The organism is Streptomyces sp. NPDC088725, assembly GCF_044751305.1.
Lineage (GTDB): Bacteria > Actinomycetota > Actinomycetes > Streptomycetales > Streptomycetaceae > Streptomyces.
On the sequence record NZ_JBIVLO010000008.1, the window covers coordinates 56,079 to 72,185 of the forward strand.

A 16,107-nucleotide genomic window follows, 5' to 3' on the forward strand; every position below is an offset into this window, starting at 1 on the left:
GTTCACCATCCAAAGAGGCCAAAGATCTGAGGTCGTTCACACGGTTTTGCGGGGGGTGGTGTCTGTGGGGGCGGTACCGGAAGCGGTCTTGGTGAGCGCGGGCCCGGTGAGCGCGGTCGTGACGGTCTCCGTCTTCACCAGGCCGCCGCCGGTCCTGCGAGGGCCGGTCCCACCGGAGGCCGCCGCCGGGGCGGCAGCCGGGTCGATCAGCCGGTTCAGCGCCACCAGTGCGCCCTCGACGAGCAGCGCGAGCAGCGCGACGAGGAGCGCGCCGGCGACCACCTGCGGGGTGTTGTACGTGTTGAACCCGGCGGTGATGATCCGGCCGAGACCGCCCTGGCCCACCATGGCCGCGATGGTGGCGGTGGCCACCACCTGCACCGCCGCGGACCTGAGGCCGGTCATGATCATCGAGTAGGCGAGGGGCAGTTCGACCCGCACGAAGACCTGCCGGCCCGACATGCCCATTCCCCTGGCGGCCTCCACGACCGCGCTGTCCACTCCCCGCATCCCGACGTACGCGTTGGTCAGCAGGGGCGGTACGGCGAAGAGCACCAGCGCGATGACGGTCGGCACCGAGCCCGAGTTCCGCAGGGGCGAGACCATGAACAGCGCGAGGACGGCGAAGACCGGAACGGCCCTGCCCACGTTGGAGATATTGATCGCGAGCGCGCCGCCCTTGCCGATGTGCCCCAGATACAGGGCGATCGGCAGGGCTATGGCGCAGGCGATCAGGAGCGCGACGCTGCTGACGAGGACATGCTCCCCGAGGCGGTTCCACACCCCGTTCTCCCCTTGCCAGTTGGAGCCGGTGGTGAGCCAGGTGAAGGCTTCGCCCACAACGCCCATGATCAGCTCACCGCCTTCGCCGTACGGACGCGTGTCCACGGGGTCAGCAGCCGCTGCACTCCGAGGAGCAGCAGATCGGCCACAATCGCCAGCAGGACACACAGCACGGACGCGGTCAGCACCTGTGCCTTGAAGAAACTCTGCAGCGCGTCGGCGATGAGATTGCCGAGACCGCCGCGTCCCACGATCGAGCCGATCGTCGTCAGGGCGACCGTCGAGACCGTCGCAATGCGCAGGCCCGCCATGAGGGTGGGAAGCGCGAGCGGCAGCTCGACCTCCCAGAGCAACCGGGCGGGCCCGTAGCCCATTCCGCGTGCCGCTTCTCGTGCCTCTTCCGGTACCGAATCGAGACCGGCGATGATGTTCCGCACGAGAATGGTCAGTGAATAGAGCACCAACCCGGTGATCACCAGGCCCGCGGAGAGCCCGAAGAAGGGCAGCAGCAGCGAGAACATCGCCAGCGAGGGAATCGTGTAGAGCAGGGTCGTCAGACCGAGGACGGGTCCGGCGAAAGCCGGCCTGCTGCGCGCGAGCAGCGCGAGCGGAAAGGCCACCAGCAGTCCGATGGCGACCGAGACCGCTGTGATCCAGACATGCTGGACCGTGGCGTCGATCAGGTCTTGGCTACGGGAGCGGAGATATTCCCCGCAGATCCAGTCGTTCGCCGCCAGGCATCCTTGCGCGTTCATCCATCCCCGCCTCCCTCATCTCTCCGAACGAATGTGTGCCCACCTATGCCTGAGCGACCCTATCCCTGACCACGGACATTCGCGGAAGCCCGCCACATTCCAGCAACATGGCCTTCACACAACGAGCCGCACAATGGGGAACCATGATCCGATTCGAGCACGTCACCAAGCGGTACCCGGACGGCACGACCGCTGTGGACGACCTCTCCTTCGAGGTCTCGCAGGGCGAGCTGGTCACGCTCGTCGGACCTTCCGGCTGCGGCAAGACGACGACCATGAAGATGGTCAACCGGCTGATCGAGCCGACCGGCGGACAGATATTCCTCGACGGCGACGACATATCCGCCATCGACCCCGTCGAACTGCGCCGGCGCATCGGCTATGTCATCCAGCAGGTCGGCCTGTTCCCGCACAAGACGGTGCTGGAGAACACGGCGACGGTTCCCCATCTCCTCGGCTGGCAGCGCGCCAAGGGCCGGGCCCGCGCCGCCGAACTCCTCGACCTGGTCGGTCTCGACCCGTCCGTCTACGGCGACCGCTACCCCGAGCAGTTGTCCGGCGGCCAGCGCCAGCGGGTGGGCGTGGCACGGGCGTTGGCCGCCGATCCGCCCGTTCTGCTGATGGACGAGCCGTTCGGCGCGGTCGACCCCGTCGTACGTGAGCACCTGCAGAACGAGTTCCTGAGGCTCCAGGCGGCGGTCCACAAGACCGTGCTCTTCGTCACGCACGACATCGAGGAAGCCGTCAGGCTCGGCGACCGTATCGCCGTCTTCGGGCAGGGAACGATCGAGCAGTTCGACCCGCCGGCCGCGGTGCTCGGCGCCCCCGCCACCCCGTACGTCGCCGACTTCGTCGGCGCGGACCGCGGCCTCAAGCGCCTCTCCGTCACGCCCATCGAGGAGGGCGACCTCGAACAGCCGCCCGTCGTCCACCTCGACGACCCGCTGAAGTCGGCCGCCGCGAAGCTCGCGAAGGGGGGCGCGCGCTGGGCCGTCGTCCTGGACTCCGACGACAATCTGCACGGCTGGATCTCCACCGAGCAGACCAACGCGACGGGCTCCGTACGCGAGCACGCGCGCCGCATGGAGGCGTGGCTGCCCGTCGGCGCCTCCCTCAAGCAGGCGTTCGCCACGATGCTCCAGCACGACGCGGGCTGGATCGCTGTCATCGACGAGGAAGGGGCGGGACGCTTCCTCGGTGTCCTGACGCCGGCCAGGCTGCACGAGGCGCTGCGCAGGTCGATCGACGCGGACGCGCACGCGATCCCGCGTACGGCGGTGGAACTGGAGTCCATCTCCAAGGTGGCCCAGCCCTGAGCCGGGCGGATCGTCCCGGCAGGCGTCGTGCGCCGGCCGGGAACGCCGTGTGCCCACCGGGGATTACAGGCAGCCCTTAGGGTGGGCATATGAGTACGTTGTGCGCACGTGGCACCGTCGAGGGGCTGCCTGACTGGGGCCGCTGCGCGGTCATGGGAGTCGTCAATGTGACACCCGACTCCTTCTCCGACGGCGGCCGCTGGTTCGACACCACCGCCGCCGTCAAACACGGTCTCGGCCTCGCCGCCGGGGGCGCGGATCTGGTGGACGTCGGCGGTGAGTCCACCAGGCCCGGAGCCTCCCGGGTCGAGGAGGACGAGGAGCTGCGGCGTGTGGTGCCGGTCGTCCGGGAGCTGACGGCCGAGGGCGTCATGGTTTCTGTGGACACGATGCGCGCGTCGGTCGCCGAGCAGGCCGTCGCGGCCGGGGCCTCACTCGTCAACGACGTCAGCGGCGGACTGGCCGATCCCGCCATGGTGCCGGTGGTCGCGGCGGCGGGGGTGCCGTTCGTGGTCATGCACTGGCGCGGCTTCAGCCAGGACATGACCAGTCGCGCCGTCTATGGCGATGTCGTCGCCGAGGTCGTCGCCGAACTGCGCGCGCGGATGGACGCGGTGATCGCGGGCGGCATCCGTCCCGAGTGTCTTGTCCTCGATCCCGGCCTCGGCTTCGCCAAGCAGGCCGAGCACGACCTCGCGCTCCTCGCCCACCAGGCACAACTGCGCGCGCTGGGCCGCCCGCTGCTGATCGCCGCCTCCCGCAAACGCTTCCTGGGACACGTACTGGCCGGTGAGGGATCCCCGCCTCCTCCCGCGCGCGAACGGGACGCGGCCACCGCGGCGGTCTCCGCGATCGCCGCGATCCAGGGCGCCTGGGCGGTCCGCGTCCATGAGGTACGGGCGACGGCCGACGCCGTACGCGTGGCCCGCGCGGTCGAGGGCGCCGCCCTGTGAGCGAGGGAGGCGAGGCCCCGCGTACGGACAGCGAACAGGTCGAGCAGGCCAACAGCACGTTCTACGAAGCCATGGAGCAAGGCGATCTCGACACGCTCTCCGGGCTCTGGCTGGACGGCCCTGACGACGCGGTCTCCTGCGTCCACCCCGGCTGGCCCGTCCTCACCGGACGCGGCGAGGTGCTGCGGTCATACGCCCTGATCATGGCGAGCACCGAGTACATCCAGTTCTTCCTGACCGACGTCGCGGTCTCGGTCGCCGGCGACACCGCGCTGGTGACCTGTACGGAGAACATCCTCAGCGGCGGCCCCGCCGAGGAGAGCGGAGAGCTGGGGCCACTGGTCGGCCAGCTCGTCGTCGCCACCAACGTTTTCCGGCGCGCCTCCGGCGGCTGGAAGCTCTGGTCGCACCACGGGTCGCCGGTACTGGCCGAAACCGACGAGGACGAGGACGAGGAACCATCCTCTTGAGTGGCCGACCGACCGTTCTGGGTTGGTCCGGGCCCTCCGGGGTATGGGCGGGGTCCAGCAGTACGGCGTTCCGCCCACGGCCCCCGCGAGCGAACGCTGTCGGTGTCCGCAGGTAGATTCGAAGAAGGGCACCACGCCGTCCGTGCGCGGTACGCGGTCCGGTGCCCCGACGACCAGAAGACAGCAGGAGTGATTCGCGTGGATCGTGTCGCGCTGCGCGGCCTCAAGGCCCGTGGGCACCATGGCGTCTTCCCGGAGGAGCGGGAAGCCGGCCAGACCTTCGTCGTGGACCTGGTGCTCGGCCTCGACACCCGCCCCGCCGCGGCCGACGACGACCTGGCGAAGACGGTGCACTACGGAATCGTGGCGGAGGAGACCGTCGCTGTCGTCCAGGGCGAGCCGGTCGATCTGATCGAGACGCTGGCCGAGCGCATCGCCCAGCAGTGCCTGAAGCACGACGGCGTCCAGGAGGTCGAGGTGGTCGTCCACAAACCGGAAGCCCCGATCACCGTGCCTTTCGACGATGTGTCCATCACCATCACCCGGAGCCGAGTATGAGTACGCCCCCGATGAACGCGCAGAGCGACCCGACCGTCCAGCCGGTCCCCGCCTCCGTGGTGGCTCAGGTGGACGCGGCGGATGTGACTCTCTCCAATCCCCGGCGCGCGGTGCTCGCCCTCGGGTCCAACCTGGGCAACCGCCTGGAGACCCTCCAGGGCGCTATCGACGCCCTGGAGGACACTCCGGGCCTTCGGGTCAAAGCGGTGTCCGCCGTCTACGAGACCGAGCCGTGGGGTGTCGAGCCCGGCTCGCAGCCGACGTACTTCAACGCCGTGGTCCTGATCAAGACGACCCTGCCGCCCGGCTCGCTGCTGGAGCGCGGTCAGGCCATCGAGGAGGCGTTCGACCGGGTCCGCGACGAGCACTGGGGTCCGCGCACGATCGACGTGGACATCCTGGCGTACGCGGATGTCGTCTCGGACGACCCGCAGCTCACCCTCCCGCATCCCCGCGCGCACGAGCGGGCCTTCGTGCTCGTTCCGTGGCACGACGTGGAACCGGAGGCGCAGGTGCCGGGACACGGAGCTGTCACCGCGCTGCTCGCCGAGGTCGGGCAGGACGGCGTAGCGGCTCGCGCCGACCTGGAACTTCGCCTCCCGGAATAGTCGTTAGGCTCTGTGGGGCGGTCACGGACCGGCACAGGCGGCTACAGCGGGGCGAAGGGCGGACTTTCCAGGTGAAGCAGTTGCGGATCGGCGTCCTGGCCGGCCTCTTCGTGGTGGCGGGAGTGCTCTCCTGGGGCGGTGCCCGCCTCTGGGATTCGGTGAGTTCACTGCCGAGCGTGCCGCTCGCCGCCCCGATCGTCCTCGCGGTGATCGCCGCGATCCTGCTGGCCACGGCGCTCTCGCTGCGCACCCGCCTGCGGGCCCAGCGCGAGCGGCGGCCGGGCGCGAAGGGCGTGGACCCGCTGATGGCGGCCCGCGCGGTGGTCTTCGGCCAGGCGAGCGCGCTCGTCGCGGCCCTGGTCTCCGGCATCTACGGCGGTACGGGCGTCTATCTGCTGAGCTTCCTCGATGTCCCGGCCCGCCGCGACCAGGCCGTGTACGCGGGGGCCTCGGTGCTGGCCGGCGCGGCCGTGGTCGCCGCGGCCTTCTTCCTGGAACGGGTCTGCAAGCTCCCGGACGGCCGGGACGACGACAAGCCCGGCTCGCGGCCTGCCGCGTAACCGGGCCGCCGCGTCACCGGGCTTACTCGTACTGGGCCGGCCCGTCACCGTACGGAACTCACCGGGCCATGATCAGGCTCATGGCCTCGGAGCGGGTCGCCGGGTCGCGGAGCTGGCCGCGTACCGCCGAAGTGATCGTCTTGGCGCCCGGCTTGCGTACCCCGCGCATCGTCATGCACATGTGCTCGCACTCGATGACGACGATCACCCCGCGCGGATCCAGGATCTTCATCAGCGCTTCCGCGATCTGCGTCGTCAGCCGCTCCTGCACCTGCGGGCGGCGGGCGTAGACGTCCACGAGGCGGGCGAGCTTCGACAGTCCGGTGATCTTGCCGTCGGCGGACGGGATGTAGCCGACGTGGGCGACCCCGACGAAGGGGACGAGGTGATGCTCGCAGGAACTCATCACCTCGATGTCCTTCACCAGGACCATCTCGTCGTGACCGAGGTCGAAGGTCGTCGTCAGGACGTCCTCCGGCGTCTGCCACAGGCCCGCGAATATTTCCCGGTACGCCCGTGCCACCCGGCCCGGTGTCTCGCGCAGGCCCTCCCGGTCCGGGTCCTCCCCGACCGCGATCAGCAGCTCACGCACGGCGTTCTCGGCCCGCTTCTCGTCGAATACGCCGATCTGGCCTTCGCCGTCGAGCGTTACCGGGTCCGTCATGTGGTGCCTCGTTCCTGTGCTGGTCTCATCAAGCGCGCGGGCGAGCATACGAATGCCGCGTCCCCACAGGCTAAAACCTGGGCAACGCGGCATCCATTCCGGGCCAGTCGGGCCGGGGGGTCAGCTCTCCGGACGGTCCTCGGGCGGGATCGCCTCGGTCGGCGTCTCACCGTTCGTCCCGGACGGCAGCGAGCCGTTCGCGCCGGAAGCGCCGTTGGTGGTCAGCGCCAGCTCCTTGGGAGAGAGCACCGGAGGCCGCGTCGAAGGAGTGCGTCGCGAGGAGCCGGTCCACGCCGGACGGGCCGGGCGCTTCACGATCGTCGAGAAGACCTCGGCGATCTGCTCCTTGTTCAGCGTCTCCTTCTCGAGCAGCTGAAGGACCAGGTTGTCGAGAACGTCGCGGTTCTCGACCAGGATCTCCCAGGCCTCGTTGTGCGCTGTCTCGATGAGCTTCTTGACCTCTTCGTCCACCAGCGCGGCGACCTCTTCCGAGTAGTCGCGCTGATGTCCCATCTCACGGCCGACGAACGGCTCGGTGTTGTCGCCACCGAACTTGATGGCGCCGAGGCGCTCCGTCATGCCGTACTGGGTGACCATCGCCCTGGCGGTCGCCGACGCCTTCTCGATGTCGTTGGCCGCGCCGGTGGTCGGGTCGTGGAAGACCAGTTCCTCGGCAGCGCGCCCGCCCATCATGTAGGCCAGCTGGTCCAGCATCTCGTTGCGCGTGGTCGAGTACTTGTCCTCGTCGGGCAGGACCATGGTGTAACCCAGGGCCCGGCCGCGGGACAGGATCGTGATCTTGTGGACCGGGTCGGAGTTCGGAGACGCCGCGGCGACCAGGGCGTGGCCGCCCTCGTGATACGCGGTGATCTTCTTTTCCTTCTCGGACATGATCCGGGTCCGCTTCTGCGGGCCCGCCACGACACGGTCGATCGCCTCGTCCAGCGAGTGGTTGTCGACCAGCTTCTTGTCGCTGCGCGCCGTCAGGAGCGCCGCTTCATTCAGCACGTTCGCCAGATCGGCACCGGTGAAGCCGGGCGTACGACGGGCAACCGCGCCCAGATCGACGTCCGGGGCGACCGGCTTGCCCTTCTGGTGGACCTTCAGGATCTCCAGGCGTCCCTGCATGTCCGGGCGGTCGACCGCGATCTGCCGGTCGAAACGGCCCGGGCGCAGCAGCGCGGGGTCCAGGATGTCGGGCCGGTTCGTGGCGGCGATGAGGATCACGCCGCCCTTCACGTCGAAGCCGTCCATCTCGACGAGCAGCTGGTTCAGCGTCTGCTCGCGCTCGTCGTGTCCACCGCCGAGGCCCGCACCGCGGTGCCGGCCGACGGCGTCGATCTCGTCGACGAAGACGATCGCCGGGGCGTTCGCCTTGGCCTGCTCGAAGAGGTCGCGCACACGGGAGGCACCGACACCGACGAACATCTCGACGAAGTCGGAACCGGAGATCGAGTAGAACGGCACTCCGGCCTCACCCGCTACAGCGCGGGCGAGCAGCGTCTTGCCCGTACCGGGCGGGCCGTACAGCAGCACGCCCTTCGGGATCTTGGCGCCCACGGCCTGGAACTTCGCCGGCTCCTGGAGGAACTCCTTGATCTCCTCCAGCTCCTCGACGGCCTCGTCGGACCCCGCCACATCGGCGAAGGTCGTCTTCGGGGTGTCCTTGGTGATGAGCTTGGCCTTGGACTTCCCGAACTGCATGACCCGGGAGCCGCCGCCCTGCATCTGATTCATCAGGAACAGGAAGACCACGACGATCAGTACGAAGGGCAGCAGGGAGAACAGGATCGAGACGAAGGGACTCTGCTTCGACGGGGAAACCGTGTAGCCCTTGTCGATCTTGCCGCTGTCGAACTTGGTCTGGAGGGTCTTGGCCAGGTCCACGCCTTGGTTACCGATGTAACTGGCCTGGATCTTGTCGCTGCCCTTGATCTTCTGACCGGACTTGAGATCGACCTTGATGATCTGCTCGTCGCCGGTGGTCAGCTTGGCCTGATTGACCTGGTCCTTATTGATCGCCTGAACGACCTGGCCGGTGTCCACTGTCTTATAGCCGCCCGACGAGCCGACGACCTGCATCAACACGACCACGGCGAGGACGGCCAGCACGATCCACATGACCGGCCCACGGAAGTATCGCTTCACGTCCATCCATACGGAGCGAAGTCGCTCCGTCCCTCCTGCCCGTAGGTAAATGCTGCTGTGAGAAAAGAGTGTTCTTCGGACGGTACCCCAGCATTGTCACCCGCGACCGCACGGGACCGGCGACAAAACCGTCTTCCCCTGCTCCAACGGCGGGCGGAGTGCGGGGGTTCCCGTATGGATCAGCCGCCGTACACGTGGGGTGCGAGCGTGCCGACAAAAGGCATGTTGCGGTACTTCTCCGAGTAATCCAGCCCGTATCCGACGACGAACTCATTCGGAATGTCGAAACCGATCCACTCCACGTCGATCGCGACCTTTGCGGCATCCGGCTTACGCAGCAGGGTGCAGACCTCCAGCGAGGCCGGCTCGCGCGAGCCGAGGTTCGACAGCAGCCACGACAGCGTCAGGCCCGAGTCGATGATGTCCTCGACGATCAGGACGTCCTTGCCCTTGATGTCGGTGTCCAGGTCCTTGAGGATCCGCACGACACCGGAGGACTGCGTGCCCGCCCCGTACGAGGAGACGGCCATCCAGTCCATCGTCACGGGGGTGGACAGAGCGCGCGCCAGGTCGGCCATCACCATCACCGCACCCTTGAGCACCCCGACGAGAAGCAGGTCCTTGCCCGCGTACCGCGCGTCGATCTTCGCGGCCAGCTCGGCCAGCTTCGCGTCGATCTCTTCCTTGGTGATGAGCACCGACTGAAGGTCGGCGCCCATGTCCTTGTCGTCCACCCGCATCACTTTCGTTGTCCGCCAGGGTCGCAGTCCGGCCCAGGTGACACAGCCGCAGTCACCGGGACGGCGTGTCCCGGAGATTCAGCCCTGCCGGATGACCAGTCTGCCACCCTGCCGACGAGCCTCGACGCGGCCGGGCAGGTTGATGCCTCCCTGCCCCCGCCAGCCCGTGATCAGCCGGTCCAGCTCCTCGATGTGCCGGGCGAACAGCGAACCCGCGGGAGCGCCCGCGGTGATGGCCGCCGTACGCAGCACCCGGCGCCGGACGGCGGGCGGCAGCGTGTAGAGCTTGGCGCACTCCAACTGCCCGGCGTCGTCCCGTACGAAGCTGTCCGCGTCGGCCGCCCAGGCGTCGAGGGCGTCGGCGTCGTCACGGGACAGCTGCGCGGTACGGGCCAGCGCCTCGACGACGCCTTTGCCGAGCGCCTTCTCCAGAGCGGGCAGCCCTTCCTGGCGCAGCCGCGAGCGGGTGTACGCGGGGTCGGTGTTGTGCGGGTCGTCCCAGACCGGGATCGCCTGGACGAGGCAGGCTTTGCGCGCTGTCTGCCGGTCGAGCTGGAGGAAGGGACGGCGATACCTGCCGGCCGCCCCCGAGACGGCCGCCATGCCGGACAGCGAACGGGTGCCGGAACCGCGGGCGAGGCCGAGCAGAACGGTCTCCGCCTGGTCGTCCCTGGTGTGGCCGAGCAGGACAGCCGCTGCGCCGTGGCGCTCCGCGGCGGCGTCCAGCGCGGCGTAACGGGCGTCCCGGGCGGCCGCTTCGGGGCCTCCGTCCCGGCCGACGGTCACGGTGACGGATTCGACGGGGTCGAGCCGCATGGCGCAGAGCCGGGTGACAACCTCGGCCGCGCGGAGGTCGGAGCCGGTCTGGAGACCGTGATCAACGGTCACGGCACCGGCCCTGACGGACAGTTTGGGGGCCTCGAAGGCCAGAGCGGAGGCGAGTGCCATGGAGTCGGCGCCGCCGGAGCAGGCGACGAGCACCAGGGGCTGCTCGCCCGCGCCGGTGCGGAATGTCTCGGAACGGTCGGTCAGGATGTCGTGGAGTACGCGGCGGACCGCCAGGCGTATCGCCGCGACCGCAGGATGGGGACCCATATCCGGTGCCCTTCGTGATGTTTTCGGGGGTGCCTCGGTCGGAGTCACATCAGGGTTGGTCACTGAGAGTGCGTCGATGGTGACAGAACCGGGCCGTTCCCCGAGCATCGCACGCCTACCCCTCCGCTACGGTCCCTCGGATGGGTGATAGCTGTGGCGTTGTTATGCCATGAGCCGGAGTGAACTCAGGAATCGGCCCTACGGTGCACCCGCGCGACCCAGTCCGCCGGTTTGGCGATCTCCGACTTGGTGGGAAGTGTGTTCGGCGAAGTCCAGACGCGGTTGAAGCCGTCCATGCCGACCTGCTCGACCACGGCGCGCACGAACCGCTCGCCGTCGCGGTACTGACGGAGCTTCGCGTCGAGGCCGAGCAGCTTGCGCAGCGCCATGTCGAGGCGGCCCGCGCCCTGGGCCCTGCGCTGCTGGAACTTCTCGCGGATCTCGGCGACGGAGGGCACGACCTGCGGTCCGACGCCGTCCATGACGTAGTCCGCGTGGCCTTCGAGCAGCGACATGACCGCGGTGAGCCGGGCGAGGACCTCGCGCTGGGCCGGGGTCTGCACCAGTTCGACCAGGCTGGGACTGTCCTCGGCCTCCTCGCCCTCGGGGCGGCCGCCCGTGAGCGACTGAGCGGCCTCCCTGAGGCGTTCGAGAATGGTCATCGGGTCGATGTCCGTCTCGGTCAGGAACGCCTGGATCTCGCCCTGGATGTGGTCCCGCAGCCACGGCACGGCGGTGAACTGGGTGCGGTGGGTCTCCTCGTGAAGGGCGACCCAGAGCCTGAAGTCGTGAGGATCGACGCCCAGTTCGCGTTCCACGTGCACGATGTTCGGCGCCACGAGCAGGAGCCGGCCGCCGCCGTTCTCCGCCGCCGGGAGGTCACGGCTCGCGGGCGCGAAGGTCTCGTACTGGCCGAGCACCCGGGAGGCCATGAACGACAGGAGCATGCCCAGCTCGACGCCGGTCACCTTGCCGCCGACCGCGCCGAGGACGGCGCCGCCCGGAGTGCTCGCGCGGCGCTCCTCCATCTTCTCGAACAGAGGTTTGAGCAATTCACGGAAGCCCGCGACGTTCGCCTTCACCCAGCCGGCCCGGTCGACGATCAGGACCGGGGTGTCGGTCGGCTCGTGGCCGTCGGGGATCATGCGCGTATAGGCGCGGACATGCTCCTCCGACGCCTTCGCGTGGCGCCGCAGCTCCGCGACGATCTCGCGTGCCTCGTCCCGGCTCACTTCGGGCCCCGGCCGTACGAGGCGGGTCGCGGTCGCGACCGCGAGGTTCCAGTCGACCATCTGTGTTCCACCGACGCTCGTCATGCGTCAACCGTACGTGCTCTGCCCGGAGTGCGGTGAGGTGTCGGTGTCCCGGTTCTTTTCCGCGCCCTTGTCATGACCGCTCCCGCGCGCATCTCACGGCCGCTCCCTCACGCGGGGGGAACGAGGGCTGCCGAGAGCCGGTCCAGGGCCTTCTGCGCGGCGTCCGGCTCCGGAGTGGAGCCCGCCATGAAGGCGAAGGCCAGCAGCCGTCCCCGGGCGTCGACGACCGTTCCCGCGAGGGTGTTCACGCCGGTGAGCGTGCCGGTCTTGGCGCGGACGAGCCCCGCGGCCGGCGCGGCGTTGGCGTACCGGCTCTCCAGCGTGCCGCTGAACCCGGCGACGGGCAGTCCGGTGAGGACCGGGCGCAGCTCGGGGTGGCCGGGGTCGGCGGCACGTGCGAGCAGTCCGGTCAGCAGCGAGGCGCTGACCTTGTCGTGCCGGTCGAGGCCGCTGCCGTCGGCGAACCGGGCGCCGCCGAGCGGCAGCCCGAGCTTCTTGAGCACGCCCTGCACGGCCTGGCCCGCGCCCGTGAAGCTGGCGGGCCTGTCCTTGGCGAGGGCGGTCTGCCGGGCCAGGGACTCCGCGATGTCGTTGTCGCTCTCCGTCAGAGCGCGTTCCACAAGGTCGGAAAGGGGCGCGGAGTACGTACGGCAGAGGACGGCCGCGTCCTTGGCGGGCTTCTGCCGCCCCGGCGCGCCCTTGGTGCCGACACCGCGGTCATGGAGCAGCCGTACGAACTCCTCGGCCGCGTCGCGCGCCGGGTCGTCGCTGCGCGGCGCGGGTCCCCTGCGTGAGCCGTCGAGGCGGCCCTCGTCCACCATCAGGGCGCTGACCGGAGCGATGTTGTCGTTGGGGCCGATCGGGTGGCGGCCGGGTCCCCGGTAGAGGGAGGTGTCGTAGCCGACGCGTACGTCGGTGACGTGCCGTCCGCGCAGCGCGCGGGCCGTGCTGTCGGCCAGGGCGCCCAGGCGCTTCTTGTCGAGGGTGGCGTCCCCGCCGCCGACGAGGGTCAGTGTCCTGGCGTCGGGAGTGGCCACGACGGTGGTGGGGACGCGGTGGCCGGGGCCGAGCGCGGCGAGCGCGGCGGTCATCGTCGCGAGTTTCACCGTGGAGGCGGGGGTCATGGGGCGGCTCGCGTCCTTGCCGTACAGCCGCTTGCCGGTCGCGACGTCCACGACGGCCGCCGTGCGCGCCGAGCCGAGCGCCGGGTCCGCCAGCAGCGGCCCGAGGGCCCCGGCGAAGTCGACGGCCGCGAGGTCCGCAGCGGCCGCGTCCGGGGCGCCCACCGCGTCGAGCACGCCGGGGGCGCTCGGCGCGGGCGCGGGCGCTCGCGGAGGGCCCGCCTCGCCGGTGTCCGGCGCCGTACGGCCGCGGGCGGCCGCCCACTCGCGCTCGGCCGCGCGCTGACCGGAATCCCAGGGACCGGCGAGCGCGACGGCCCCGGCCGCGAGAGCCAGCCCCACGGCGGCGGCGCCCGCCGTGAGCTGCCACACTTTCGGCTCAAGCACGGCTGAACAGCCCCTTTCGCGATCACACAGCTGCGTGGGGGACACTTAACCACTGCGCCTTGCCACGAGCACGGCACCCCAGCCGGTCCGGCCTGTCCGGCCGGGGCCCGGGGGCCTCCTCCGTAAAGACGCAGCGTTACCGACCCCAAGTTTTTGTTGATCATGGAGGAGCCAGCCGTGGAGTTCGACGTCACCATCGAGATCCCCAAGGGTTCGCGGAACAAGTACGAGGTGGACCACGAGACCGGTCGGATCCGACTCGACCGTCGTCTCTTCACCTCGACCAGCTACCCGGCCGACTACGGCTTCGTCGAGAACACCCTCGGCGAGGACGGCGACCCGCTGGACGCGCTGGTCATCCTGGACGAGCCGACCTTCCCCGGCTGCGTCATCAAGTGCCGCGCGATCGGCATGTTCCGGATGACGGACGAGGCCGGCGGCGACGACAAGCTGCTGTGCGTCCCGGCGTCGGACCCGCGCGTGGCGCACCTGCGCGACATCCAGCACGTGTCGGAGTTCGACCGCCTGGAGATCCAGCACTTCTTCGAGGTCTACAAGGACCTGGAGCCCGGCAAGTCCGTCGAGGGCGCCGACTGGGTCGGCCGCGCCGAGGCCGAGGCCGAGATCGAGAACTCGTACAAGCGCCTCCAGGCGAAGGGCGGCGCGCACTGACGTGCGCGACCGCTTCCGCTCGGGCCCGGGGAACAGGGCCTGAGCCCGCTTGACCCCGTGCCACCGCGCTTGCCCCCCGCACCACCCGGCTTGACCTTTTTCCACCCCGCATGACCCGCACAACCCCGTACGACACGGATGGGCGGCACACCCTCGAGTGGTGGGCCGCCCATTCGCATGTGACCACCCATGGCCCCGCACATACTGGGCAGACGCGGGTCGGGACAAGGATCGAGGAGTGAAGTGGTGGCCGAGCCGGACGGGCCCGAGGACCGTAAGCCTCAGTCGGACGAGGCACACAGCGCGTTCACTCCGCCGTTCGGGGTCGAGCAGCCGCCGGTTCCCGAGGACGACCAGCCGACTTCGGAGTTCGCGCTCCCCGAGGGGCTGAGCACGGATCCGCCGGACGGGCCCGAAGGGTCCGCCTTCGACCTGCCCAACTCGGTACCCGCCATGTACGGCACGCGGCAGTCGCCGCCCGCGTCCCCGCCCGGATTTCCGCTGGTCAGGCTGACCAAGGAGGCGCCCTGGCAGGACCGGATGCGGACCCTGCTGCGGATGCCGGTCGGTGACCGTCCCGTGCCGGAGCCGGTGCAGCGGCACGACGACGCGGGGCCCGCGGTGCCGCGCGTGCTGGACCTGACACTGCGTATCGGCGAACTGCTGCTGGCGGGCGGTGAGGGCGCGGAGGACGTCGAGGCCGCGATGTTCGGCGTGAGCCGGGCGTACGGACTCGACCGCTGCGAGCCGACCGTCACCTTCACCCTGCTGTCGATCTCCTATCAGCCGTCGCTGGTGGAGGACCCGGTGACGGCCAGTCGGACCGTACGCCGCCGTGGCACCGACTACACCCGGCTGGCGGCCGTCTTCACCCTCGTCGACGACATCACGACGGAGGACACGGACGTCACGCTGGAGGAGGCGTACCGGCGCCTCGCGGAGATCCGCCGTAACCGTCACCCGTATCCCGGCTGGGTGCTGACGGCGGCGAGCGGACTCCTCGCGGGGTCCGCCTCCATCCTCGTCGGCGGTGATCTGGTGGTGTTCGTGGCCGCCGCGATCGGCGCGATGCTCGGTGACCGTCTGGCGTGGCTGGCCGCGGGTCGCGGGCTGCCGGAGTTCTACCAGTTCGTGGTGGCCGCGATGCCGGCCGCCGGGATGGGCGTGGCCCTGACGGAGCTGGGTCCGGTCCTGGACTGGACCGGCCGGCCCTCCGCGGTGATCACCGGTGGTCTCTTCGCGCTGCTGCCGGGGCGTGCGCTGGTGGCGGGCGTGCAGGACGGCCTCACGGGCTACTACATCACCGCGGCGGCCCGGCTGCTCGAGGTCATGTACTTCTTCATCGCGATCGTCATCGGGGTGTTGATAGTGCTGTACCTGGGGGTCCAGCTCCACGTACAGCTGACTCCGGACGCGGCGGTGCTGACCCACGAACGCCCGGCGCTCCAGATCCTCGTGTCGGTGACGCTGAGCCTGGCCTTCGCGGTCCTGCTCCAGCAGGACCGGTCCACGGTGCTGATGGTGTCCCTGAACGGCGGGGTGGCCTGGATCGTCTACGGGGCGATGCACGACACCGGCGACATCTCACCGGTGGCCTCGACGGCCGTCGCCGCCGGTCTTGTCGGCCTGTTCGGACAGTTGTTCTCGCGCTACCAGTTCGCGTCCGCGCTGCCGTACGTCACGGCCGCGATCGGACCGCTGCTGCCGGGTTCCGCGACGTACTTCGGTCTGCTCGGCATCGCGCAGAACGAGCTGGACAAGGGGCTCGCCTCGCTCTCCAAGGCGGTGGCGCTGGCCCTGGCGATCGCGATCGGCGTGAACCTCGGTGGCGAGATCTCCCGGCTGTTCCTCAAGGTGCCGGGAGCGGGCCGCGCATCAAGCCGCCGCGCGGCCAAGCGGACGCGCGGCTTCTAGCTTCCGGCTTCGCTCCGTCCGGTACGGGCACGGCTCCCGGCTTCGCT

At 69.8% G+C, this 16,107-nt stretch carries 16 protein-coding genes; 8 read left to right on the plus strand and 8 right to left on the minus strand.

All coding sequences use genetic code 11. The features are described from left to right. Positions 1-36: 36 nt before the first annotated feature. Together ACIP6N_RS20935 and ACIP6N_RS20940 are read right to left on the minus strand one after the other, a co-directional pair. Positions 37-849 (minus strand): ABC transporter permease, encoded by an 813-nt coding sequence (locus ACIP6N_RS20935; RefSeq protein WP_401817876.1) that lies wholly within the window; start codon positions 847-849, stop codon positions 37-39. A 2-nt stretch (positions 850-851) separates the two neighbouring features. Then, on the minus strand, positions 852-1,538 hold the full coding sequence (locus ACIP6N_RS20940; protein WP_401817479.1) for an ABC transporter permease: 687 nt from the start codon (positions 1,536-1,538) through the stop codon (positions 852-854). 143 nt (positions 1,539-1,681) lie between these two features. Here ACIP6N_RS20940 and ACIP6N_RS20945 point away from each other — a divergent pair, with 143 nt between their 5' ends. The 6 genes from ACIP6N_RS20945 (at position 1,682) to ACIP6N_RS20970 (ending at position 6,003) form a co-directional block, all read left to right on the plus strand. Continuing rightward, entirely contained in the window at positions 1,682-2,854 is a 1,173-nt protein-coding gene (locus tag ACIP6N_RS20945; protein WP_401817480.1) for an ABC transporter ATP-binding protein, read from the plus strand. An 89-nt stretch (positions 2,855-2,943) separates the two neighbouring features. Next, positions 2,944-3,807, plus strand: coding sequence for a dihydropteroate synthase (gene folP, locus ACIP6N_RS20950; RefSeq protein ID WP_401817482.1), 864 nt, complete (start codon positions 2,944-2,946; stop codon positions 3,805-3,807). Continuing rightward, a complete protein-coding gene (locus tag ACIP6N_RS20955) occupies positions 3,804-4,277 on the plus strand; it encodes a nuclear transport factor 2 family protein (protein ID WP_401817483.1) in 474 nt (157 codons plus the stop codon). Before folP ends, ACIP6N_RS20955 begins: the two co-directional genes overlap by 4 nt. A 198-nt stretch (positions 4,278-4,475) precedes the next feature. After that, entirely contained in the window at positions 4,476-4,835 is a 360-nt protein-coding gene (gene folB / locus ACIP6N_RS20960) for a dihydroneopterin aldolase (RefSeq protein WP_401817485.1), read from the plus strand. Continuing rightward, positions 4,832-5,443: a 2-amino-4-hydroxy-6-hydroxymethyldihydropteridine diphosphokinase gene (folK, locus tag ACIP6N_RS20965; protein ID WP_401817486.1), complete on the plus strand. Its 612-nt coding sequence runs from the start codon at positions 4,832-4,834 to the stop codon at positions 5,441-5,443. Before folB ends, folK begins: the two co-directional genes overlap by 4 nt. Before the next feature lie 71 nt (positions 5,444-5,514). Next, positions 5,515-6,003, plus strand: coding sequence for a DUF3180 domain-containing protein (locus tag ACIP6N_RS20970; RefSeq protein WP_401817487.1), 489 nt, complete (start codon positions 5,515-5,517; stop codon positions 6,001-6,003). Between the two features lie 58 nt (positions 6,004-6,061). Here ACIP6N_RS20970 and folE read toward each other — a convergent pair whose 3' ends face one another. The 6 genes from folE to dacB all read right to left on the minus strand — a co-directional run bounded on the left by folE (position 6,062) and on the right by dacB (position 13,474). Then, on the minus strand, positions 6,062-6,667 hold the full coding sequence (folE, locus tag ACIP6N_RS20975; RefSeq protein ID WP_401817488.1) for a GTP cyclohydrolase I FolE: 606 nt from the start codon (positions 6,665-6,667) through the stop codon (positions 6,062-6,064). 120 nt (positions 6,668-6,787) lie between these two features. Then, positions 6,788-8,821 carry an ATP-dependent zinc metalloprotease FtsH gene (gene ftsH, locus ACIP6N_RS20980; RefSeq protein ID WP_401817490.1) on the minus strand — a complete coding sequence of 678 codons (2,034 nt, stop codon included), beginning with the start codon at positions 8,819-8,821 and terminating at the stop codon, positions 6,788-6,790. 173 nt (positions 8,822-8,994) lie between these two features. Next, positions 8,995-9,555 carry a hypoxanthine phosphoribosyltransferase gene (gene hpt, locus ACIP6N_RS20985; RefSeq protein ID WP_401817492.1) on the minus strand — a complete coding sequence of 187 codons (561 nt, stop codon included), beginning with the start codon at positions 9,553-9,555 and terminating at the stop codon, positions 8,995-8,997. Between the two features lie 78 nt (positions 9,556-9,633). Continuing rightward, positions 9,634-10,650, minus strand: a complete 1,017-nt coding sequence (gene tilS / locus ACIP6N_RS20990) for a tRNA lysidine(34) synthetase TilS (RefSeq protein WP_401817494.1) — start codon at positions 10,648-10,650, stop codon at positions 9,634-9,636. Positions 10,651-10,835: 185 nt separating this feature from the next. Then, positions 10,836-11,966: a zinc-dependent metalloprotease gene (locus tag ACIP6N_RS20995; RefSeq protein WP_401817496.1), complete on the minus strand. Its 1,131-nt coding sequence runs from the start codon at positions 11,964-11,966 to the stop codon at positions 10,836-10,838. Between the two features lie 107 nt (positions 11,967-12,073). Next, positions 12,074-13,474 (minus strand): D-alanyl-D-alanine carboxypeptidase/D-alanyl-D-alanine-endopeptidase, encoded by a 1,401-nt coding sequence (gene dacB / locus ACIP6N_RS21000; RefSeq protein WP_401817497.1) that lies wholly within the window; start codon positions 13,472-13,474, stop codon positions 12,074-12,076. A 177-nt stretch (positions 13,475-13,651) separates the two neighbouring features. Here dacB and ACIP6N_RS21005 point away from each other — a divergent pair, with 177 nt between their 5' ends. Together ACIP6N_RS21005 and ACIP6N_RS21010 are read left to right on the plus strand one after the other, a co-directional pair. Then, on the plus strand, positions 13,652-14,146 hold the full coding sequence (locus tag ACIP6N_RS21005; protein WP_401817499.1) for an inorganic diphosphatase: 495 nt from the start codon (positions 13,652-13,654) through the stop codon (positions 14,144-14,146). Between the two features lie 243 nt (positions 14,147-14,389). Beyond that, positions 14,390-16,060, plus strand: coding sequence for a threonine/serine exporter family protein (locus ACIP6N_RS21010; protein ID WP_401817501.1), 1,671 nt, complete (start codon positions 14,390-14,392; stop codon positions 16,058-16,060). The last annotated feature ends 47 nt before the right edge of the window (positions 16,061-16,107 follow it).